Below are 22,257 nucleotides of genomic sequence, written 5' to 3'. Positions count from 1 at the left end.
TCGTCTCCGTCTCTCACACCTGGAGCAGCGTGCACACCCAGTGCATGCCGCTGCTCGTGCTGGTCAGGGCCACCAGGTCCCCGGTGGCGAGTTCGCCCGCGGCGAGCAGCCGGCGCAGCGTCACCAGCTGGTCGGCGCAGCCGATGTGGCCGTGGTCCAGGGCGGATTCCACGTTGGTCCGCTCGACGGGGACGCCGAGGTCCCTGGCGAGGTCGGCGAGCTGCCGGCCGTTGTCGTTGAAGTGGATCACCCGGCGCAGGTCCCGGCGGTCGACGCCGGCCCTCGCGCAGGCCCGGTCGACGACCTCGCGGCCGCGGCTGCGGATCATCGACACGAACCGGTACATGGCGCGCACGTCGCCCCGGAAGAAGTCGTCCAGCCGGTCCTGCGGGTTGCGCACGCCCGGCTGCTCGGCGGCCCCGGCGCGGAACGGCTCGGCCGCGCCGCCGACGTCCATCCGCATGAAGTCCGCGTAGTCGCCGTCGGTGATGGTCTCGGTGGCCAGCCAGCGGCAGCCGCCGTGGTCGCGGCGGAGCACGGCCGCGGCCGCGCCGTCGGAGTAGACGCTGGTGTTGATCTCCATCCGGTTCCAGTACGGCTCGCAGACCCGGTTGGCGCCGATCAGCAGGGCCGTCCGGTAGTCCGGGTGGACGGCGAACCGGCCGGCGACCAGGTCGAAGGCGGCGACGCCGCCGCCGCAGGCCTGGTTGACCAGCACCGCCTCGGCCCGGCGCGCGCCGAGCCGGGCCTGGGTGGCGGCCGCCGGGTCCCAGTACAGGTACTCGGCGAGGTCGGCGACGGCCAGCACGACCAGGTCGACCTCCTCGGCCGCGACCCCGGCCTCGGCCAGGGCGCGTTCGCCGGCCTCGACGGCGAGGTCGGTGAGGCCGGTCCCGTCGGGCGCGCGGTGGAAGGAACGGTAGCCCCAGCCGCGGATCCGGTCCAGGTCGGCGGTGTACGAGGGCGCCAGCTCGGCGACGGAGCAGGCCTCGGGCAGCGACTCGCCGAGGGCGACGACGCCGAAGCGCACGCCGGCCGCCGCCGGTCCGGCCGCCGGTGCGGGGGCGTCCCAGGTCAGGGCGTGCAGCCGGGCCGACTGCCCGGCGCCGGTGCCGCCGGTCCCGGGCAGCGCCCGCAGGAAGGCCACCGCGGCGCCGTTGTGCCCGGTCTCCCGGTAGCGGAACACCACGTCGGCGCCCTCGGCCCGGCGGACCACCTCGCCCAGGACCTCGTCCTCGACGCGCCGGCCGAGCACCGGGCAGGAGAGCGAGAACAGGTCGACCGTGCACACGCCGTCGGCACGGCGCAGCCCGACGGCGCCGCTGAGTCCGTAGTCGCCGAACCGGTCGCGCACCGACACGGCCAGCAGCTCCCCGGCGTACCCGGCGAGGTCCTCCGCGTCCTGCTCGTTGCCGAGGGTGAAGTCCTTGGCGCGGGCGACCACTTCGGCCACCGCGTCCAGCTGCCCGGCCACCGGCCGGACGTCCACGACCACCTGGAGGCCGGCCACGAACCCCTCCAGCGACCCGGCCGCGGACCCGGCCCCCGAGGCCGCCACCGACCCGGCCGCCGAGCCCGCCACCGGCTCCTCCGGCCCTAGCGGCTCCGGGGCCGGCGGCACGGCCGGCGGTGCCGGGCGGTCGAACAGCCCGGCCGCGGCCAGCGTGGCGGCCCAGCCGTCGGGCTGCTCGCCGAGCAGCACCGACGCCCCCGGGCGCAGGCCGGCGTCCGTCGTCACCAGCGCCACCGCCCGCACCGGCAGGTCGAGGGCCGCGGCGACCCCGGCCAGCCGCTCGTCGATCGGCCCGGGGCCGATCACGGCCGCGTCCACCGCGGCGACGAGCTCCGGGCACTCCTTGGCGAGCGCCGGCCAGACGGCCTCGTCGGTGGCGCACAGGCCCACCCGGGTGCCGGCGCGGCGCAGCGCCCGCAGCGGGCCGCGCAGGGCCGCGGCCGCCCCGCCGGACAGCCCGTCCGCGTCGAGCGCGACGGCGCGCACGCCGGCACCGAAGCGGCCGATCAGCAGCCGGGCGATCCGGGCGCCGAGCCGGGCGAACAGCTCCTCCGTGTAGGGCACCTTCGCGAGCCGGAACATCGTGGGGTGGTGCGCCTGCCCGGCCCCGACCTCCCGGACGGCGTCCTCGGCGTCGGCGACCAGCACGCCGGGCAGGGCGGCCAGCCGGGCCCGGACGGCCTCCCTGGCCCGGGTGGCCAGGGCGGTGCTCCCGGTCGGCGAGCCGGCGTCGCCGATCCCGAGGTCCGGTTCGTCCGGCAGCGCGGGCAGCACCAGGACGACGGTGCCCGCCCAGCGCTCGGCGGCGGTGCGGGCGGCGTCGGCGACGGCCAGCAGGTCCGTCGTCCACCGCGGTCCGGCCGGGCCGAGCTCCTCGAAGCGGGGCGCCAGGATCAGCACGTCCGGTTCGCCGGCGGCCGTCTCCCCCCGGTCGTCCAGGCACTGGCGGACGATCTGGTCGAACGGGCCGACCCGGAACCGGGCCGGCAGCCCCGCCTCGTGCAGCGGCACGCCGAGGTAGGGCAGCAGCTGGTCGACGGTGTAGCTGGCGAGCAGGCCGATCCGCAGCACCGGGGCCGGGCCGGTGCGGGACAGCTCCCGCCAGGCGGTGCGGATGCGGTACGGGGTGGGCGCGGTCATGCCGGCACCCCCTTGGCGCGCAGCACCGTGCGCAGCCGGCCGATGGTCGGCACGTTTCTCACTTCCTCGTAGGCGAAGGAGACCCGGTAGACCTCCTCGAGCGTCACCACCAGCTGGAGGTGGCGCAGGCTGGTCCACTCGGGCAGGGTGGCGGGGCCGTCGTCGTCGGTGACGGCCGCCGGGCCGAGGTCGAGGACCTCGGCCACGAGCGCGTGCAGGCGGGCGGGTTCGGCGGCGGCGGTCACGGCGCCACCGCCAGGTCCGCGCCGTCCCCGGCCGGGCTGCCGGCCGGTTCGAGCGCGGGCTCCGGCGCGGCGTCCGGCAGGACGCTCTCGATGCGCCGGATGCTGGGCATCAGGAACGCCCCGAGCGCGAGCACGGTGCCGGCCACGCCGATGCCGACGAAGACCAGGCCGATGCCGCCGGCCTGCCCGGTGCCGACCAGGCCGCCGAAGATCCGCGCGCCCTGCGCCCCCGGCTCCATCCACGGGCCGAGGACGTGGTCGACGAGCGGTCCGGCCACCAGGGTGGCGATGGGGATGGACAGCTCCTCGACGAACTGCCGGGCCGCGAACACCCGGCCCTGGACGTGCGGTTCGACCTTCTCCTGCCAGACCGTGTTGGTGTAGCCGTCGATGATCGGGATGCACAGGTGCACGACGATCAGGGCGACGCCGAGGAACAGCACCAGGTCGGTGATGCCGTACAGGATCCGGCCGACGACGCTGAACGCGACGGTGGCCCAGAGCACGAACATCATCTTGTCCCGCGGGGACTTCAGCGCCGCCACCAGGACGGTGCCCGCGATGCCGCCGATGGCCCCGGTGGACAGCACCAGCGCCAGCGAGTCCGCGCTGTCCCCGGTCCTCGCCAGCACCATGGGCCGCAGCAGCAGGTAGCCGGTCGAGGCGAGCACGTTGATGACGACCAGGAAGGCCTCCAGGTTGCGCAGCGGTCTGCTGCGCAGGATGTAGCGGAAGCCGAACTGGCAGTCCTGCCAGAAGGTCGACGCGGCGCCGTCGGGCCGGTCCGGGGTGGCCGGGAGGGCCACCAGCAGCACGGTGCCGATGGCGAAGGCGTAGGAGAGGGTGTCCACCAGCAGGATCGTGCTGATGCTGGTGACGGTGAGCAGCAGGGCGGCCAGCAGCGGGGCGAACAGCTCGGGGGTCGAACGCACCGCGAACATCATCGCGTTGGCCCGGGCGTAGTTCCCGCGCTCCATCATCAGGGTGATGGTGGCCTGGAACACCGGCACCTGGAACGCGACGAACGCGCCGGTGACGAAGTTGACCAGGTAGAGCGGCCACATGCTGGTCGACCCGCTCAGGAACAGGATCAGCAGCGCCCCGGTGGCGACCGCCGAGCCGAGCTCGGAGATCATCATCGTCACCCGGCGGTTCCAGCGGTCGATGAACGCGCCGGCGACCGGGCTGAAGAGCACCGTCGAGGCGAAGGCGAAGAAGAGGCTCAGGGTGAACTGGGTGGTGCTGCCGGTTCGGTCCCAGATCCAGACGCTGACCGCGAAGTTGGTCATCCGCGTGCCGACGACGGACAGGAACTGACCGCACCACAGCACGGCGAATGCCGCGAATCCGGTTGGACGTCGCATGGTCGTGCAGGTCCTTCCACTGGTGTTGGTCGGAGGGCTCAGCCGGTCGGGCCGATCAGGCCGACCAGACGGGCGCGGAGCTCGTCGAGGAACTCCCGCGCCGTCCCGGCCTCGTAGACGGTGGTGGCGTAGCCGACGTCGAGCCGGAGCCGGCCGCCGACGATCACGCCGCCGACGTCCAGGTCGTAGGGCCAGCGGCCGACGCCGTCGTCGGTCTCGCCGTAGGGGGCGTCACAGACCTCGAACAGGTCGTCGGCCCGGGACACCTCGTCGAACCCGAAGTTGCCCATGTAGTTGACGGCGATCCGGGGCTGGACGAGTGCGGCCAGCCGCGCGCGGACCTCCCGGTCCGGCCCGGCGAAGCGCAGGACGCCGTAGCCGATGCCGTTGTTGGGCACCCGCGCCAGCTGCCGGGCGACGGCCGCCGCCCGGGCTCCCGGGTCGGCGGTCTCCGGCAGCCGCAGGAGCGCGGGGTACATCACCTGGAACCACCCGGTGGTCCGGTTCAGGTCGACGTCGGCGAAGAGGTGCTCGCGCCCGTGCCCGGTGGTGGCGAGCAGGCACTCGTCCGTCCCGGCGCGGGCGGCGGCCGCCTCGGCGACGCTCCACACGAGCAGGTCGCGGACGTTGACCCGCAGCCGGCGGACCGCCTCGTGCAGGCCGTCGGTCTGCTCGGTGGTCAGGGTGGTGCTGGTCATCGCGCCGGCCGCGAGCGTGGTGACGCCGTCGGGGTGGTCCGGCGGCGGCAGGGTGGCCGCCGCCGAGGTCTGCGCCAGCCAGTGCGGCAGTTCGCCGCTCAGGTCGTGCGCGGACAGCCGGCGGGCCCAGGTGCTGTACGCGGTGGTCCGGGCGGGCAGCCGCGGCGGCTCGCCGTTCGCGAGCCGGGTGCACAGGGTCCGCAGGTCGCCGAGCAGCAGGTCGCGGGAGATCGCGTCCACGACCAGGTGGTGGGCGATGATCAGCAGGCGGTCCGGGCGGTCCGGGCCGGTCGCGAAGTGCAGCACCCGGCAGGTCGGCCCTTCGGTGAGGTCGAGGGTGCGCTGCGCCGCGGCGGCCAGCGCGAGCATCGCCTCGTCCTGCTCCGAGGGGGCGGCCGCGGACAGGTCGTGGCTCGCGAAGGGGACGGCGTCGGCCGGATCGGCGTGGTGCTGGCGCAGCGTGCCGTCCTCCGTGCGGCGGAACCGCAGCCGCAGCGAACCGTGGTGGTCGGCGAGCAGCCGCACCGCCTCCCGCAGGTGCTCCACCGCGACCGGCCGCAGCAGGTCGAGGTAGTACGGGTGGTTGAACCAGGAGGGCTCGGCCATCGTCGTGGCGACCGACTCGAACCACCAGAGCTGGGCCGGCGTCAGCGGCACCTCGCCCTCGGCGACCTCGTGCCCGGTGGTGGGCGCCGCGGCGTCCAGGTCCAGTTCGGCGATGGTGCGGCGCTCGGTGAGCTGCCGGGCGGACAGCCGGATGCCGGCCTCCGCCGCGTGGAAGGCGACGGTGATGGCCAGCAGGGAGTCCCCGCCGAGTTCGTAGAAGTCGTCGTGGATGCCGACCTCGCCCAGGTGCAGGACCTCGGCCCAGATCGCGGCCAGGGCCCGCTCCCGTTCGGTGCGCGGGGCGGCCGCGGTGCGCCGGGCCGGGCGGCGCGCTCCCGTGCGGACGGCGTCGGCGACGTCCTCGGCCGTGGCCAGCCCGGTGGCGATGTCGGCGAGCAGCTCGGGCGGCAGGGGCGGGAGCGGCGACGGGCCTCCCGACGGGCCCTGCGTCAGGCCCTGCGACAGCCGTTGCGACGGCCGCCCCGAGGGGCCGGGGAAGGGTGCGTCGAGCGGCCACAGGTGCGCCGGGGCCACCGCCGGGTCCAGCAGCACGGCGCCCTCCGGGGCCCCGCCCACCCGTACGGCGCCGACGGCGACCAGCGCGTCCAGCTCCGGCAGCGACGGTGGCGCCGTCAGCACCACCTCCCGGCCGTGGCCGAGCTGTTCGCGCAGCAGCGGGACGAGCTCCGGCCCGAAGGCGCAGGGGTCGGCCGCCACCGTGTCCACCGGCCGGTGCCGCTGCCGGCCGGCCAGCCGGGCGACGACCGTGCCGAGCACCGTCTCGAAGGCTGCGGAGTAGGGCAGGCCGTCCCGTCCCGGGTGGGGTGCGCCGAGGCCGTAGCGGCGGGCCCAGCGGTCCATCGTCAGCACGTGCACGCCCGGCAGGGTCGCGGCGAAGGCGGTGAGCCGGTCGGACAGGCCGCCGAACACCCCGGCCCAGCGGTCGTCGGCGTAGGCCGCCGAGGCGGGGCAGAGGCCGAGCACCAGCTCGCCGTCCGTCCGGTCCCGGTGGGCGCCGACCGCCGCCGCGAGCTCCGCCAGCGCCCGTTCCAGGGCGGCGACGCCGGCCGGCAGGGCCGGGGCGCCGTCGGGCCGGGCGGGGGCGCCGGGCAGCAGGTCCTCCCAGCGCAGCAGCAGCACGTCCAGCCCGTTCGCCCGGAACGGCCCGTCGGGGTCGAGCAGCGGCCGGCGCACCTGGCCCGGCGGCGCCGCGGACACCTCCAGGGCGGGTTCGCCGAGCAGCCCGGACCAGAAGCCGAGGGTCGCCCCGAGCTCCCCGGTGGGGAAGGAGGAGGCCACGCCGATCCGCTGGACGGGCCGGTCGGCGGCCGGCGGGCGGTCCGTGGCGATCACCGTGTCCGGCGCGGCGACCAGGTCGGCCAGCAGCTCGCCGAACCGGGCGACCACCGCCTCCGCGCGCCCGTGGCTGAACAGCTCGGCCGAGTAGGTGAAGTCGGCCTCCAGCCGGTCGCCCTGCCAGTCCACGGTGAACAGCACGTCGAAGTCCGCACCGGCCGGGCCGGCCGGCAGCGGCTCCACGGTGAGGCCGGGCAGCACCGGCGGCTCGTCCGGGGCGTCGGCGTAGTTGAGCACGCAGCGCAGGGGGTGCCGGGAGGAGTCGCGGGGCAGCCGCAGCGCCTCCATGATCTTCGGGAAGGGCAGGCGCTGGTGCGCCTGGGCGTCCTTGACGCCCGCGTGCAGACGGCGGACCAGCCGGCGGAACGCCGGGTCGCCGGAGAGGTCCAGGCGCAGCGGCAGGAGGTCGGCGAAGCAGCCGACCACGCCCTGCAGTTCGGCCCGGTCCCGGCCGGTCGTCGGCATCCCGATGACCAGGTCGCTCCGGCCGGACTCGCGCTGCAGGAGCACCGCGAACACCGTGAGCAGCACGCTGTACGGGGTGACGCCCTCGGCCCTGGCCAGGTCGCGCACGGCCGTGCCGAGCTCGGCCGGGAACAGCCGCCCGGCCCGCCCGGCGACGCCCTCCTCCGTGCCGTCCGCTCCGGCGGCCCCGGTGCCCGCGGGCCCGGGCGGGACGTCGCCGGGCAGTTCCACCGGGGCCGGCGCGCCGCGCAGCCGCTCCCGCCAGAACGCCGTGTGGGTCTCGACCTCCGGCCCGGCCAGCCACCGCTGCTGGTCGTGGGCGAAGTCGCCGAACTGCAGCACGGGCTCCGGCAGCGGGGACGGCCGCCCCGCGGTGTACGCGCCGTAGAGCACCGACAGCTCGTCCAGCAGGATCCCCCAGGAGGTGCTGTCGCAGACGATGTGGTGCATCCCGATCAGCAGCCGGTGCTCCTCGGGCGCGGTGCGCAGCAGCTCGACCCGCACCAGGGGGCCGTCGGCGAGCGAGTACGGGTGCGCCGCGAGCCGCTCGATCCGCTCGGCGACGGCCCGCTCCCGGTCGCCGCCGGCCGGGCCGGCCAGGTCGACCGGCTCGCACCAGACCGGCAGCCGGGGGTGGACCACCGGCACCGGCAGGCCGCGGTGCTCGGTGAACGTGGTGCGCAGCGCCTCGTGCCGGCGCACCACCTCCTCGACCGCCCGCTCCAGCGCCGCGACGTCCAGCGGGCCGTGCAGCGTCATCGCGGACATCGTGTTGTGCCGGGCGTCCTCGCTGTCCAGCCGGCTGGTCGCCCAGAGGCGCTGCTGGATCGAGGAGGCGACGGGCTGCGCCCCGGGCGGCGCGGGCTCCAGCGCCTCCGCCGCCGCGCCCTCGGCGGCGTCGAGCACTGCGCCCAGCCCGGCCAGGGTGGGGTGGGTGAACAGGGAGTACAGCGACACCTCCCGGCCGAACTCGCGGCGCAGCCGGGAGAGCAACTGGGTGGCCAGCAGGGAGTGCCCGCCGAGCGCGAAGAAGTCCGAGTCGGCGCCGACCTCGGCGACCCGCAGGACCTCCTGCCAGATCTGCGCCAGCCTGACCTCGGTGGGCGTGCCCGGCTCACGGCCGGGCGCCGCGCCGTCGCCGGCCCGCACCGCGCGCGGGGCCACCCGGGCGGCCGCCTCGGCCGGGTCGTCCAGCAGGGCGGCCGCGCAGGCGGCCCGCTCGGGCTCGGGCTCCGGGGCCGGCAGCCGCCGCGCGACCAGCCCGGCCAGCGCGGCGAAGTACTCGGGCGGGTAGGGGATGTGGCCGATCCGGTCGGTCACCGGGTCGTGCGGCACCGGGTACGGGTGCTCCTCGGCCCAGTCGACGGACACCCCGGGCACCGCGTGCCGCAGTGCGGCCAGCCGGTCGTCCAGCCGGGCGAACAGGCCGCTCCAGCCGCGTTCGGCGGCGGCCGGGGAGGCGGGGCAGCGCAGCAGGACCAGCGGTGCGCCGGTGCGGCGGCGGTAGCCCGCGACGGCGGCCTCGAAGTCCCGCATGGCCGCGTCCAGCACCGCGGCCGGATCGGCGTCCCCGGCGGACCGGCGCAGCCAGTCCTCCCAGCGCAGCAGGCCGACGGTGGCGGCCGCGTCGTCCGGGGTCAGCAGGTGCTGGACGAGCTGGCCGTAGGGCGCGAGCCGGACGTCGGCGGGGGCCTGCCGCAGGTCCAGCCAGAGCCGCAGCGGGTCGGCGATCAGGTCGGCGGTGAAGGTGGCGCCGACGGCGACGGTGGCGCGGGCCGTCGAGGGCAGGGCGTACAGCGGCTCGTCGGCCGCCCGCACCATGTCCGCCAGCACGGCGGCCACCCGTTCGGCGAGGCGCTCGACGGTGCCGGCGAGGTAGAGGTCGGCGTTGTAGTCGACGACCAGTTCGTCCCGGCCCGCCCGCCGGGACAGCGTCACGAACAGGTCGAAGTCGGTGAGCCGGTTGTCCACCGGCAGCGGGGAGAACCGCACGCCCGCCGCGGAGAGCTCGGCGGCGCCGGCGTCGGTGACGGTGAACAGCACCTGGAACAGCGGGTTGATGCCGGGGTCGCGGGGCGGCGCGACCTCCTCGACCACCCGCGCGTAGGGCACGTCCTGGTGCCGGTAGGCCTCGCCGGTCGTCCGGTGGACGCGGCGGACGGCCTCGCGCACGGAGGGATCGCCGGACAGGTCGATCCGCAGCACCAGCATGTTGGCGAAGGAGCCGATCAGCGGCTCCAGTTCGACCCGCGGCCGCCCGGCGGCGGGGGTGCCGAGGACGAGGTCGCGGTGGCCGGTGTGCTGCGACAGCGCAGCGCCGAACCCGGCGAGGGCGACGGCGTTGAAGGTGACCCCGGCCTCCCGGGCCAGCGCGGTCATCGCCGCGGTCAGCTCGGCCGGGAAGGCCCGGACGTGCCGGCCGCCGCGGTGCGTCTGCACCGGCGGGCGGCGGCGGTCCGGGCGCGGCGTGCTGGTGAGCGGGGCGTCGGCCAGCCGCTCCCGCCAGTACGCCAGGTGCTCCTCCAGGGCGGCGAGCGCGGCCGGTTCGCGCTGGCCGCGGGCGTGGTCGGCGAAGCCGGTGCGCAGCGCCGGCAGGTCCACCGGCGTGCCCTCGGCGAACCGGCGGTAGTGCTCGACCAGTTCGGTGGCGAAGACGTCGCCGGACCACGCGTCGTAGACGATGTGGTGGACGGTCACCAGCAGCCGGTGCCGGTCGTCGGCCAGGGCCAGCAGGCAGGCGGCGAGCTGGGGGCCGCGGGTCAGGTCGAAGGCGACCAGGCCGTGTTCGGCGGCGGTCCGGTCGGCCCGCGCCGCGCGCTCCTCGGCGGGCAGCCCCCGCAGGTCCACCACCGGCAGCGGGACCTCGGCCGCGGGCAGGACGTACTGGTGGGGCCCGTCGTCGTCCTCGGCGAAGACCAGGCGCAGCGCCTCCTGCCGGGCCACCACGGCGTTCAGGGCGGCGGCGAGCGCGTCCCGGTCCAGCGGCCCGTCCAGCTCCAGGGCGAACGGCACGTTGTAGACGGCGGTGCCCGGGTCCATCCGGTCGAGGAACCAGAGCTGTTCCTGGGTGAACGACAGCGGCAACCGCTCCGGGCGCCGTTCGCGCCCGGCCAGCCGCAACCGCAGCAGCTCCCGCTGGTCCGGTGTCAGGTCGGCGAGTTGCGCCGACACGTCCTGTGCCATCGGTCCGTACCCCTTCCTCTTCCCTGTCGTGTCAGCGGGCGCCGAGCGGGCGCATGTCGGTCCAGACGCGTTCGACGTGCTCCAGGCAGTCCGCCCGGGTGCCGCGGTACCCGGCGTCGTGCCAGCCCGGCGCGTCCTCCCGGTCCGCGGGCCAGATCGAGTACTGCTCCTCGTCGTTGACGACGACCCGGTAGTGCTGGTCCCCGGTCACGGCCGGTCCTCCCTCGGTGTCCCGCCCGGGGCCTGGCCGCCGAGCTCCTGTCTGACCTGTGCGGGCGTCATCGCCCGGATCTCGGCGAGCAGCCCGGCCAGGCCGTCCGACTGATCCGGCGCTGCGGGCTCCTGCGCGGCGGAGTCCGGCACGCCGGGTTCGTCCGCCACCGGGTCCGGCCCGGCGGGCCGGCGCGGCGGGTCCTGCGCGGCGGGCTCCTGCGCGGCGGGCTCCTGCGGCCCGTCCCGCCCGGCCAGGAGCGTGGTGACGGTGGCCGTCAGGCCGCCGAGGGTGGGTGTGTCGAACAGCGCGCCGACCGGCAGGTCGACGCCGAGCGCCTCACGGATCCGGGCGACCACCTTGGTGCCCAGCAACGAGTGCCCGCCGAGACCGAAGAAGTCCTGGTCCGGGCCGATCTCGGGGATGCCGAGCAGGTCGCTCCAGATCCGCCGGACGACCTCCTCCGGGGTCCCGGCCGGCCCGGGTGCGGCGGTCGGCTCCGCGGTCCGCGGCGCGGCCGCGCCGGGCTGCTCGACCCAGTGCCGCTCCCGCTCGAAGGGGTAGGTCGGCAGCGGCACCCGGCGGCGGCGCTCGGCCGGCCCGCCCCCGTGCAGGTCGACGTCGACCCCGGCCAGCCACAGCCGGCCGGTCGCGGCGGCCATCGCCAGCCGTTCGCCGCCCCGTTCCCTGGGCCCGGGCAGCGAGGGCGTGCTCCGCCCCCCGCCGGCCCGGTGCTGACGCACCAGGGTGGTCAGGGCGGCGCCGGGGCCGACCTCCAGCAGCGCGGACGGCCCGGCGAGCAGCCGCCGGACGCAGGCGTCGAACCGGACGGGCTCGCGCAACTGCCGCGCCCAGTAGGCCGGATCGGCGGCGTCGGCGGCGGACAGCGGCTCCCCGTCGAGGCCGGAGAGCACCGGGAAGCGCGGGGCCCGCGCCTCGAACCGGCCGACGAACTCCGCGAACTCGCCCAGCACCGGCTCCATCATCGCCGAGTGGAAGGCGTGCGAGGTGCGCAGCTCCCGGCAGTCGAGGCCCTCGGCGCGCAGCTTCCCGGCGAGTTCGGCGACCGGCCCCGGTGCACCCGAGGCGACGGAGAGGGCCGGCGCGTTGGCCGCGGCCAGCTCCACCCCCTGCGGCAGCCGGGCCGCCAACTCGGCGGCCGGCAGCGGCACGGAGAGCATCGCGCCGGGCGGCAGCGACTGCATCAGCCGCCCCCGGGCGGCCACGATCGCCAGCGCGTCCGGCAGCCGGAACACCCCGGCCAGGCAGGCCGCCGCGTACTCGCCGACGCTGTGGCCGGCGGCCGCCGCGGGCCGCACACCGCGGTGCTCCCAGAGCCTGGCCAGCGCGTACTCGACGGCGAACAGCGCCGGCTGGGTGATCCGGGTCTGCCGCAGCAGGTCGTCGTCGGGGGCCCGGTGGAGGACGTCGCGCAGATCGAGGCCGAGCAGCGGGGCGAGCGTGTCGGCGCACCGGTCCAGCTCCTCGCGGAAGACCGGCTCCGTCCGGTAGAGCTCCTCGCCCATGCCCGCGTGCTGCGCGCCCTGGCCCGGGAAGAGGAAGGCGACCGTGCCGTCCGTGTCCTCGCCGTCGGCCGTGTCCAGGGCCGCCGGGCGGGAGAGCGCGTCGACGGCCTCCCCGGTGCTCCGGCAGGCCAGCGCGAGCCGGTGCTCGAACCGGCGCCGGGTGCGGCTCAGGGTGTGCGCCACGTCGGCGAGTTCGAGGTCCGCCCCGGCCCCGGCCAGGTGGGCGCGCAGCTCCTCCCGGGCCCGGTCCAGCGCCGGCGCCGTCCTGGCCGACAGCACCAGCACGTGCTCGGTGCGGGCCGTGGGGAGCACCGCGGGCTCCGGCGGCTGCTCGACGACGACGTGGGCGTTGGTGCCGCCGATCCCGAAGGAGCTGACGCCGGCCCGCCGGGGCGGACCGACCACCGGCCACGGCGCCGGCGCGGTGCCGACGAGGAAGGAGGCGTCCCCGGCCAGGTCGGGGTGGGCGGTGACGAAGTACGGGCTGGGCGGGACGACGCCGTGCCGCACGGCGAGGCAGGCCTTGATCAGGCCGGTGACCCCGGCCGCGACGTCCAGGTGCCCGGTGACGGCCTTGACCGAGCCGAGCGCGCGCCGCACCCCGGAGGAGCCGAACACCTCGCGCAGGGCCGCGAGTTCGACCTGGTCGCCGAGGGCGGTGCCGGTGCCGTGCGCCTCGACGTACCCGATCGTCGCCGGGTCCACGGCGGCCGCGAGATGGGCGGTGCGCACCACGTCCACCTGGCCCTCGACGCTCGGTGCGGTGTAGCCGACCTTGGCGCGGCCGTCGTTGTTCACCGCAGAGCCCTTGAGCACGGCGTGGACGGTGTCGCCGTCCGCGAGCGCGTCCGCGAGGCGCCGCAGCACGACCACCGCGACCCCGCTGCCGCCGACCGTCCCGGTGGCCGACGCGTCGAACGGGCGGCACACCCCGTCGCGGGCCATGATGCCGCCGGCCTCGTACCGGTAGCCGGCCCGCAGCGGCAGCCGCACGTGCGCGGCCCCCGCCAGCGCCACGTCGCACTCCCCCGCGAGCAGGGCCTGCGCGGCCAGGTGCACCGCGACCAGCGAGGAGGAGCACGCCGTCTGGACGGCCATCGCCGGGCCGCGCAGACCGAGGTGGTAGGCGGCCCGGGTGGCCACCGCGTCCTTGTCGTTGGCCACCGACATCTCGTACTCCGAGCCGACGGCCTCCCCCGCGGGCAGCAGGTGGTGGAGCAGGTAGCCGCTCATCCCGGTGGCCCCGTAGACCCCGACGGCGAGCTCGTCGACGTCGGCGACGTGCCCGGCCGACTCCAGCGCCTGCCACGCACACTCCAGGAACACCCGCTGCTGCGGGTCGATCAGCCGGGCGTCGTGCGGCGAGTAGCCGAAGAAGCCCGCGTCGAAGCGGTCCGCGCCGTCCAGGACGCCGAACACCGGCACGTAGTCCGGGCGCCCGTACTCCGCGGCGGGCACCGAGCCGGCCAGCTCCTCCGGCGTGAACCGGCTGGTCGTCGGGCGGCCGTCCAGCAGCGCCCGCCACAGGGCCGTCACGTCCTCGGCGCCGGGGAAGCGGCCGGCCAGCCCGACGACGGCGATGTCCAGTCCACCGTCCTCGGTCATGACTCCCCCTCCCCCGCGTGCAGCCGCCGGGTGCGGGCCGCCAGGGCCCGCCGTCCGGGGGCGGTGGTCGTGGCGGTGCCGGCAGTGGTGGCAGTGGCGGCCGCAGCCGGACGGGCGGGCGCGGCGGTGTCCCGCCCGGTGCCCCCGTCGGCGTCGAGGAAGCGGGCCAGCCGCGCGACGGACGGGTAGCGGAACAGGTCGACCGCGGCGAGCCGCACGCCCAGCGCCTCCCGCAGCCCGGTGTGGACCTTCACCACCAGCATCGAGTTCCCTCCCAGGTCGAAGAAGTTGTCGTCGGCGCCGACCCGGTCCAGGCCGAGCACGGCCCGCCAGACCGCGGCCACGGCCGTCTCGGTGGCCCCCCGCGGCGCCCGGTACGGGGTGCCGAGGCGGGGCCGGGCGGTCGTCGGCACGGGCAGCGCGCGGTGGTCGAGCTTGCCGTTCGGGGTCGTCGGCAGGTCCGGGACGACCACGAACGCCTCCGGCACCAGGTAGTCCGGCAGGCTGCGCAGCAGGGTTTCGCGCAGGGCGTCGGCGCCGGGCGCACCGGCGCCGTCCGGCACCAGGTAGCCGACCAGCCGCCGGCGCCCCGGCTCGTCCTCCCGGACGACCACCGCGCACCGGGCGACCCCGGGGCACTCCCGCAACCGCGCCTCGGCCTCGCCGGGCTCGACCCGGTTGCCGCGGATCTTCACCTGTCTGTCGCGGCGGCCGAGGATGTCCAGGGTGCCGTCGTCACGCCAGCGGGCGAGGTCCCCGGAGCGGTAGAGCCGGGCACCGCCGCCCACGAACGGGTCCGGCAGGAAGGCCGCGGCGGTGAGCCCCGGGCGCCCGAGGTAGCCGCGCCCGACCCCGGCCCCGCCGAGGTACAGCTCCCCGACCACGCCGATCGGCACCGGTCGCAGCGCGTCGTCCAGCACGTGGATCCGGGTGCCGGTCAGCGGCCGGCCGATCGGCACCGTCGGACCGCCCCGGTAGCGGCCGCCGGTGACCATCACCGAGGCCTCGGTCGGGCCGTAGGTGTTGTGGAAGGCGCGTCCGGCGCGCCACGCCTCGGCGACGTCCACCGGGCAGGCCTCGCCGCCGACGGTCAGCACCCGCAGGTCGGGCAGCTCCGCCGGGTCCATCGCCTGCAGGGCGATCGGCGGGACGTCGACCATCGTGATGCGCCGCTCCCGCAGCGTGCGGGCCAGGTCGGGGCCCGGCATCCGCTCCGCGCGCGGCGCGAGGTGCAGTTCGGCGCCGGCGCACAGGGCGGTGAGCAGGTCGGAGACGGCCGCGTCGAAGCCGGGCGCGTGGAAGGCGAGCACCCGGTCGTCCGGTCCGATCGCCAGCAGGTCGCGGATCGCGTCGGCCAGGTTGGTCAGTCCGCGGTGCGTGCTGACCACGCCCTTGGGGCGGCCGGTCGACCCGGAGGTGTAGATCAGGTAGGCGGCCTGGTCCGGGCGCAGGGTGACGGCGGGTCGGGGCGCGGCGGGCTGCGGGTCGCGAGCACCGTCGCGGCCCGGGCCGGACTCCGGGCCGGGTGTCAGCACGGTCGGTCCTTCGGGCAGCAGCGCGAACGTGCCGGGCTCGGCGAGGACCAGCGCGGTGCCGGAGTCCTCGACCAGGTACCGGAGCCGCTCGGCCGGCAGGTCGGGATCGAGCGGGACGTACACCGCGCCCGCCGCCAGGATCCCCAGGAACGCCGCCACGGCGTCCGGCCCGGGCCGCAGGCACACCCCGACCGGCGTCTCGTCGACGGCGCCGGCGGCGCGCACCGCGGCGGCGATCCGGTCGGCCCGGGCGCGGAGTTCGCCGTAGCTGAGCCGCTCGCAGGTGCCGTTGAGCCGATCCCCGGTGCCGTGGCCGTCGGTTCCCTCCCGGCCGGGTCCGTCGCCGCCCGGAGTGCCGGGCCCCGGGCGGCCGCCGTGGACCACGGCGATCCGCTCCGCCGGGACGGCGGCGATCAGCTCGGTGACCGGGCGCCAGGGCGCCACCGGCGGCCGGGTCCCGGTCCAGGCGTCGACGGTCCGCCGCTCCTGCGCCGTCAGCAGCGGGAGGTCCTCGATCCTGCGGTCCGGGTCGGCGAGCGCCGCCGTCAGCAGGGTGCGCACGTGCCCGACGATCCGGGCCGCGGTGGCGGCGGTGAACAGCGAGGTGCGGTACTCCAGCCGGCCCGCGATCCCGTCCGGCCCCGGCGTCAGGGTCAGCGTGAGGTCGAACATCGCCGTGCCGGTGGGCAGTTCGACGCCGTGCACGGTGACGCCCGGCAGCCGCAGGCGTTCCGCCCAGCCGCTCTCCATCGCGAACATCACCTGCGCGAGCGGTGTGCTGCCCGGGTCCCGCTCCACCCGCAGCCGGTCCACCAGGGAGTCGAACGGCAGCTCCTGGTGGGCGAGCGCGGCGAGCGTGGTCCCGCGGACCCGCTCCAGCAGGCCGCGGAAGGTGAGCGTGCCCGGCACCGCGGCCCGGAGCGCGACGGTGTTGGCGAACAGCCCGACGGCACCCTCGGCCGCCAGCGTCGTCCGCCCGGCGACGGGCGTCGCCACCACGAGGTCCGGTCCGCCGTAGCGCGACAGGACGGCCTGCCAGGCCGCGAGCAGCACCATGTACGGCGTGCCGGCCACCTCGGCGGCCAACCCGGCCGTACCGTGGGCGAGTTCGGCGGGCCAGTCGAAGGACAGCTCGGCGCCGGACTCGTCCAGCACCGGCGGCCGCGGCAGGTCCGTCGGGAGGCCGATCGCGGCCGGCGCCCCGTCGAGGTGCCGGCGCCAGAACTCCACCAGCTCCTCGGCCTCCGACTCGGCCGCCACGTCGACGTGCCGTGGCGCCGGCCCCGGGAGCGCGCCGCCGTAGGCGCGGGAGAGGTCGTCGAAGAGCAGGCCCATGCTCCAGCCGTCGCAGACGATGTGGTGCAGCTCCAGGTGCAGCACCCGGCGCTCCGCTCCGTCCTGGACCAGCGTCGCCCGCACCGGCGGTGCGGCGGCCAGGTCGAACGGCCCGCCCTCGTGGTCGGCGCCGAGCCGCAGCCGTGCGCCCTCCGGCGCCCGTGGGAGCACCCACTGCCACGGTTCGCCGTCGATCTCCAGGAACACCGTGCGCAGCGCCTGGTGACGGGCCAGCACCCGGTCGAAGGCCTCGACCAGGGCGGCCTCGTCGAGCGGGCCCGCCAGCTCGAAGCGGAAGTGCACCTGGCACATCGGGCTGCCCGGCCAGAGCCGGTCGTGCAGCCACATCCGGCGCTGGGCGGCGGTCAGCGGGTGCAGGTCGTACTGTGCGCGCTCCTGCCGCAGCCTGCGCAGGAAGGCGGTCCTGCGGTCGTGCGGCAGCGCGCGCAGCCGGTCGAGCGGGTCGGGCGCGGTCATCGGATCGTCTCCTCGGCTCGCGAGCGGCCGGCACGCACGGGCCCGGGGGCCGCCCCGGCCTCCGGGCCCACGGGCTCGGGGCCGGCGGGCTCGGGGCCGGCGGGCTCGGGGCCGGCGGGCTCGGGGCCGGCGGGATCCAGGCCCTCGAACTCCGCCAGGAGGTCCGCCACGTCGCGCTGCGCCCCCTCCACCGTCGGGGTGGCCTCGGCTGCGACGCCGGCGGCGACCGGGCCCCCCGGGGCCCTCGGCGGCGTCAGCGCGGCCACGGCCGCGGCGAGCGAGGCGACCGTGGGGTGGTCGAAGACCAGGTGCAGCGGCACCTCCACCCCGGTGGCGGCGGACAGCCGGGAGCGCACCCGGGCCGCGGCCAGCGAGTTGCCGCCCAGGTCGAAGAAGTCGGCGTCCACCCCGCGGACCGGGACCCCGAGCGACTCGCGCCAGATGGCCAGCAGCTCCCGCTCCGCCGGCGTCGCCCCGGTGTCCGGGTCCGGGTCGGACCTCCCGTCGTCGCCCCCGTCGGCGGACGGGACCCGCAGAGCGGCCAGGTCGACCTTGCCGTTGGCGTTCAACGGCAGGCGCGGCAGCACCACGAACACCGCGGGCACCAGGTACCCGGGCAGCCGCCCGGCCAGTCCGGCCCGCACGTCCGCCGGGCCGACGCCGTCCAGGACGACGTGGGCGACCAGCCGCAGGCCACCGTGCGGGTCCCGGTCGGCCGACACCACGACCTCGACCACACCGGGCAGCCCCCGCAGCACCTCCTCGACCTCCGCCGGCTCCACCCGGTGCCCGCGCACCTTCACCTGCCGGTCCACCCGCCCCAGGAACTCCAGGGCGCCGTCCGCCCGCCTCCGGGCCAGGTCACCCGTGCGGTACATGCGCGCGCCGGGCTCCGCCGCGAACGGGTCCGGCAGGAACCGCCGGGCCGTCAGCCCCGGCCGCCCGAGGTAGCCGCGGGCCACACCGTCCCCGCCGAGGAACAGCTCCCCCGGGGTTCCGGCGGGCACCGGCCGCAGGTCCTCGTCCAGCAGGTACGCGGCGCTGTTGGCGGCCGGCCGGCCGATCGGCACCGTCCGGTCCGCGCCGGTCACGTCCCCGCAGCGGTGGGCCGTGGCGTAGGTGGTGATCTCGGTGGGGCCGTAGAGGTTGACCAGTTCGGTGTCCGGGCAGTGCGCGGCCACCCTCGCCAGGGTGCGGGCGTCGGCCTGTTCCCCGCCGAAGGAGAGGCTGCGCAGCCCGCGGAACACCGCCGGGTCCTCCGCCGCCACCTGCCGCAGCAGCGCGGTGGGCAGGAAGAGCACGTCCACGCCGTGCGCGGCCAGCGCGCCGCGCAGCCGTTCGGCCACCAGCACGTCGTCCCTGGCCAGCCCGACCAGCCGGGCCCCGTTGAGCAGGGCGCCCCAAGTCTCCAGCGTGGCCGCGTCGAACGAGATGGTGGCCGCCTGGGCCGCGGTGTCCGTGCGCCGGACCTCGATCGAGTCCGCGCTGCGCACCAGCCGGACGATGTTCCGGTGGGTGACGGCGACGCCCTTCGGGCCGCCCGTCGAGCCGGAGGTGTACATGATGTACGCGAGGGACTGCGGCCCGACCCGGACGTCCGGCCGGGTGGCGGGTTCGGCCGCCAGGTCCGGCGCGTCGACGTCGATCCGCCGCCCGGGCAGGTCGACGTCGTGCCGGCGGGTGCTCAGCACGACGTCGACCCCCGCGTCCCGCGCCATGTACGCCAGCCGTTCGGCCGGGTACTCCGGGTCCAGCGGCACATAGCAGGCGCCGGCCTTCAGCGCGGCCAGCGCGCCGACGACCCAGTTCTCGTCGCGGAAGGCCAGACCGACCCTCGCCTCGGCACCGGCCCCGTTGCGGAGCAGGTGGTGCGCGAGGCGGTTCGCCCGCTCGTCCAGCTGCCGGTACGTCAGCGCCGCCTCGCCGTAGCGCAGCGCCGGCGCGTCCGGCGTCCCGTCCGCCCAGTCCTCCAGCAGTCCGTGCACGGTGCGGTCGCCCGGGTAGGGCGACACGCTCGCCGTGGTCCGGTCGGACCGCTCCTGATCACGCCGGTCGCTCACCGTCGTTCCTCCCTGTCGAGGTGGTGCGCGGCCAGTCTCGCCAGGGGGCTTTCCGGTTTTCTTCAGGGACGGTTCAGGCAGTCTTCGAGCGGCCTTCGAGTGGCCTTCGAGTCGCCTTCCGGCGGGCCTGGAAGGGCTGGTCACGGCCCTGACGGCCGGCCGCAGGACGCCGGGGAGAACGGTGGGGAGAGGTAGCGGGAGAGGGTGGGAGAGGGGTGGGGGCGGCACCGGGGGGGGCGGGCTTCGAGCGCCCGCCGGCCGGCCCGGGGAGAGCTCCGCGTCAGGCGGGTTCCGGCGCCCACTCGTGCGGTGCGGCCGGGGCGACGCCGATCTCCTGCATGCAGCGGGCGTAGAAGCGGTAGCGCCGCCGCGCCTCCCCGTGCCGGCCGGCACCCCGCAGGACCCTGACGAGCTCCATGTGCGCCTCCTCGTCGTAGGAGTCGCAGCGCAGGATCCGCAGCAGGCACGACACCCGCTGGTCGACGTCGGAGGAGCGCGTCACCCGGGCGCGCAGGACGCTGACGTAGGCCGTCTGGGCCTCGTCGCGCAGCTCCTGCGTCCAGTCGGTGTACGGGTCGTCGGGCATGAACTCACCGACGTACAGGGCCTCGGCCGCCACCAGCAGCTCGTCGGCGGCGGTGTCACCGTGCCGGTGCGCCGCGCACGCGTCGGAGGCGGCGATCAGGAAGCGCTCCACGTCCACGTGCACCAGGTCGAGGTTGACCGCGACCGCCGAGCGGTCGGCGTCGATCAGGCTGGCGTGCTGGATCCGCCGATCCGGGTCCAGCACCCTTCGCAGCGTGGAGAGTTGGACCGACAGACGGCTGCCGCCCGCGGCCGGGGACTGGCCGGGCCAGAGCAGTTCCATCAGCCTCGAACGCGGCACCGGGCGGCCGCGGGCCGAGACCAGGATCTTCAGCAGGTCGCGGGCCTTCTTCGACTGCCACTCGTTCGGGGCGATGCCGGATCCGGCCCGCAGCACCCGGAACCCGCCGAGGCAGAGCACGGCGATCAGCGGCGTCCGCCGGGCCACGACCGTAAGCGCGTCCGCCACCCCGGGGGCCAGCGACACCCCCCGGTGACGCAGGGTCTCCTCCTCGGAGCGGGCCGTCCGGCTCCCCGTCGCGCCGCGCTCGGCCGCCGCCACCGTCCGCACCCGCGCCTCACCCGGGCGGTCCCCGACCGCGCGGTATCCCAGCCTGGCCTGCTCGAACAGGGCGGCGGCGGCCCGCGGATCCACCGCGACCAGGCCCAACAGCTCCATGGCCTCGGCGGCGGTCGCGGGCTGCTCCCGCCGCTCGGCGATCAGCCTGGCCTCCTCGCCGTCCGCCATCGCCGTACCGGTGTCCCCGCAGACCAGCGCAACCCAGGCCCGGGCCAGCAGTGCGGCGGCCCGCCCGGCGCCGTCCGCACCGGCCACGGCCGACTGGACGTGCTGCCGGGCCAGCACCGGATCGTCGGCGACGACCACCCGGCCGAGCTCGCCGTGGATCGCGGCGTCCAGCGCCCGGGCCGCGGGCCCGGGCGGCAGCTCCTTGGCCGCCGCCTCCAGCGCCGCCCTGGCCTGCCCGAGGTCCCGTCTTCGGCGGTGCACCGTCCCGAGGACGAGCAGGCCGTAGGCCTCGTCGTGCCGGACTCCCGTGGTCTCGCGCAGTCTTGCGGCATGCACGGCGTCCACCAGCGCGTCGTCGAGTCGTCCCGCCCGCGACTTCGCGTCCGCACCGACGCTCAGTGCGAACGGTTCCAGGCCTAGGTGCCCGCCCGTCCGGCACAACCGGACCCCGACCTCCGCCTCCGTGAGGGCCACGCCGAACTCCTCGCGGTCGATGGCGTGCCGGGCGCGGTACAGACTGGTCATCAGCCCCAGCAGTGCCGGGTGGCCGGACGGCGCGAGGTCCAGTGCTAATCGACGGTGCTCGTCGCCGAGCGCCTCGTCGCCCGTGTGGCCGGCGTGCAGGGCCATCGCCCGGTGCCCGGCCGCCCGGCTCGCGGCATCCAGACCCCGGCCCTCCGCGACCGCGCGGCGCGCGCAGGCCGCACTGCGGTCCACGTCGCCCCAGCTGCGGTACCAGACCGAAGCCAGGCAGGCCAGCTGCACCCGGTCGCGCACCGCGAGACCCTCGTCCCGGACGGTGCCCAGCACGGCGACCGCCTCGGCCAGCCCGCTGGTCGCGTAGGCGGTGAGTACCGCCCGCAGGCCGGACGGTGCCCCGTCGGGTGCGGGGACTCCCCCGATGCCGGACACTCCCTGGTCGACCACGGGGTCACCGTTGCCGGCGAGCAGGAGTTCCGCGGCCACACGGTCGCCTGACGCGACGTATCTGCCCAGGTTCACGTCGATCCTCCGAATGAAGTCGTTCGCGGACATTTCATTCTGTGCACGCAGCACCTGACCGAGGGGGCCGACGGACGGGACGGCCTCGGCTCGCCAGGTGGATCGTTTTCCTCAAGTGCGGCGGATCAGCCGGCACGAGGGACAGGGGGATGCCGATTCGACTTCGATTTCGATGAACATCGACATGTGCAGATGCCCTCTCCGGCCCCCCGTTGCGGACACCGGCAATCCGGCAGCCCGCGACCGCACGCTTCGGCAACTCGCTCCGGGAGATTATGTGAACGTTCTGCGCACAGCCAGGGTTCGGCACTGTGACGTGGGTCATACCGCCTCGTGGCGGCGCTGTCGGCCACTGCCTGCCGGGCAGGGAGGCTGATCGTTCTCCGTCGATTCCGGCCGTCCCGATCTCCGGCCGGCAGCCCGCGCGGCTTGATCGATTTGATCGTCATGATCAGGCCGATCTGCTACGGCCGCTCCGACCGCGCTGATCGCAGGGGGGTAGCCCGGAAACGCGAAGAACCCCCGCCGGATATCCCGGCGGGGGTTCTTCGTGAATGATTGTTCGGCGGCGTCCTACTCTCCCACAGGGTCCCCCCTGCAGTA

General features: G+C 76.4%; 9 protein-coding genes. All 9 read right to left on the bottom strand.

All coding sequences use genetic code 11. The annotated features are described in order from the left end of the window. Nucleotides 1-13: 13 nt before the first annotated feature. Nucleotides 14-2,653 (bottom strand): 3-oxoacyl-[acyl-carrier-protein] synthase III C-terminal domain-containing protein, encoded by a 2,640-nt coding sequence (locus tag ACIRS1_RS16515; protein WP_402840081.1) that lies wholly within the window; start codon nucleotides 2,651-2,653, stop codon nucleotides 14-16. Continuing rightward, nucleotides 2,650-2,898 carry an acyl carrier protein gene (locus tag ACIRS1_RS16510; protein ID WP_402840079.1) on the bottom strand — a complete coding sequence of 83 codons (249 nt, stop codon included), beginning with the start codon at nucleotides 2,896-2,898 and terminating at the stop codon, nucleotides 2,650-2,652. The genes ACIRS1_RS16515 and ACIRS1_RS16510 overlap by 4 nt, the downstream gene beginning before the upstream one ends. Continuing rightward, the gene (locus ACIRS1_RS16505) at nucleotides 2,895-4,262 is read right to left on the bottom strand and encodes an MFS transporter (protein ID WP_402840076.1); all 1,368 of its coding nucleotides are present in this window, start codon (nucleotides 4,260-4,262) and stop codon (nucleotides 2,895-2,897) included. Before ACIRS1_RS16505 ends, ACIRS1_RS16510 begins: the two co-directional genes overlap by 4 nt. A 38-nt stretch (nucleotides 4,263-4,300) precedes the next feature. Then, nucleotides 4,301-10,570 carry a condensation domain-containing protein gene (locus tag ACIRS1_RS16500; RefSeq protein ID WP_402840073.1) on the bottom strand — a complete coding sequence of 2,090 codons (6,270 nt, stop codon included), beginning with the start codon at nucleotides 10,568-10,570 and terminating at the stop codon, nucleotides 4,301-4,303. Nucleotides 10,571-10,601: 31 nt separating this feature from the next. Then, nucleotides 10,602-10,781, bottom strand: coding sequence for an MbtH family protein (locus ACIRS1_RS16495; RefSeq protein ID WP_402840070.1), 180 nt, complete (start codon nucleotides 10,779-10,781; stop codon nucleotides 10,602-10,604). After that, the gene (locus ACIRS1_RS16490; RefSeq protein ID WP_402840067.1) at nucleotides 10,778-13,912 is read right to left on the bottom strand and encodes a type I polyketide synthase; all 3,135 of its coding nucleotides are present in this window, start codon (nucleotides 13,910-13,912) and stop codon (nucleotides 10,778-10,780) included. Before ACIRS1_RS16490 ends, ACIRS1_RS16495 begins: the two co-directional genes overlap by 4 nt. Next, nucleotides 13,909-17,259 carry an amino acid adenylation domain-containing protein gene (locus ACIRS1_RS16485; protein ID WP_402840064.1) on the bottom strand — a complete coding sequence of 1,117 codons (3,351 nt, stop codon included), beginning with the start codon at nucleotides 17,257-17,259 and terminating at the stop codon, nucleotides 13,909-13,911. Before ACIRS1_RS16485 ends, ACIRS1_RS16490 begins: the two co-directional genes overlap by 4 nt. Then, a complete protein-coding gene (locus ACIRS1_RS16480) occupies nucleotides 17,256-19,319 on the bottom strand; it encodes a non-ribosomal peptide synthetase (protein WP_402840061.1) in 2,064 nt (687 codons plus the stop codon). The genes ACIRS1_RS16485 and ACIRS1_RS16480 overlap by 4 nt, the downstream gene beginning before the upstream one ends. 280 nt (nucleotides 19,320-19,599) lie before the next feature. After that, on the bottom strand, nucleotides 19,600-21,618 hold the full coding sequence (locus tag ACIRS1_RS16475; RefSeq protein WP_402840059.1) for a winged helix-turn-helix domain-containing protein: 2,019 nt from the start codon (nucleotides 21,616-21,618) through the stop codon (nucleotides 19,600-19,602). Nucleotides 21,619-22,257 lie beyond the last annotated feature (639 nt).

The sequence above is a fragment of the Kitasatospora sp. NPDC101176 genome, from assembly GCF_044768035.1.
GTDB lineage: Bacteria > Actinomycetota > Actinomycetes > Streptomycetales > Streptomycetaceae > Kitasatospora.
The sequence above is the reverse complement of the archived record's forward strand: the minus strand, read 5'-3'. Positions and strand labels throughout refer to the sequence as shown.

Excerpts from the sequence above, each read along its gene's own strand:
- ACIRS1_RS16515 (WP_402840081.1), bottom strand. The coding sequence starts at position 2,653 with ATGACCGCGCCCACCCCGTACCGCATCCGCACCGCCTGGCGGGAGCTG.
- ACIRS1_RS16505 (WP_402840076.1), bottom strand. The coding sequence starts at position 4,262 with ATGCGACGTCCAACCGGATTCGCGGCATTCGCCGTGCTGTGGTGCGGT.
- ACIRS1_RS16500 (WP_402840073.1), bottom strand. The coding sequence starts at position 10,570 with ATGGCACAGGACGTGTCGGCGCAACTCGCCGACCTGACACCGGACCAG.
- ACIRS1_RS16490 (WP_402840067.1), bottom strand. The coding sequence starts at position 13,912 with ATGACCGAGGACGGTGGACTGGACATCGCCGTCGTCGGGCTGGCCGGC.
- ACIRS1_RS16485 (WP_402840064.1), bottom strand. The coding sequence starts at position 17,259 with ATGACCGCGCCCGACCCGCTCGACCGGCTGCGCGCGCTGCCGCACGAC.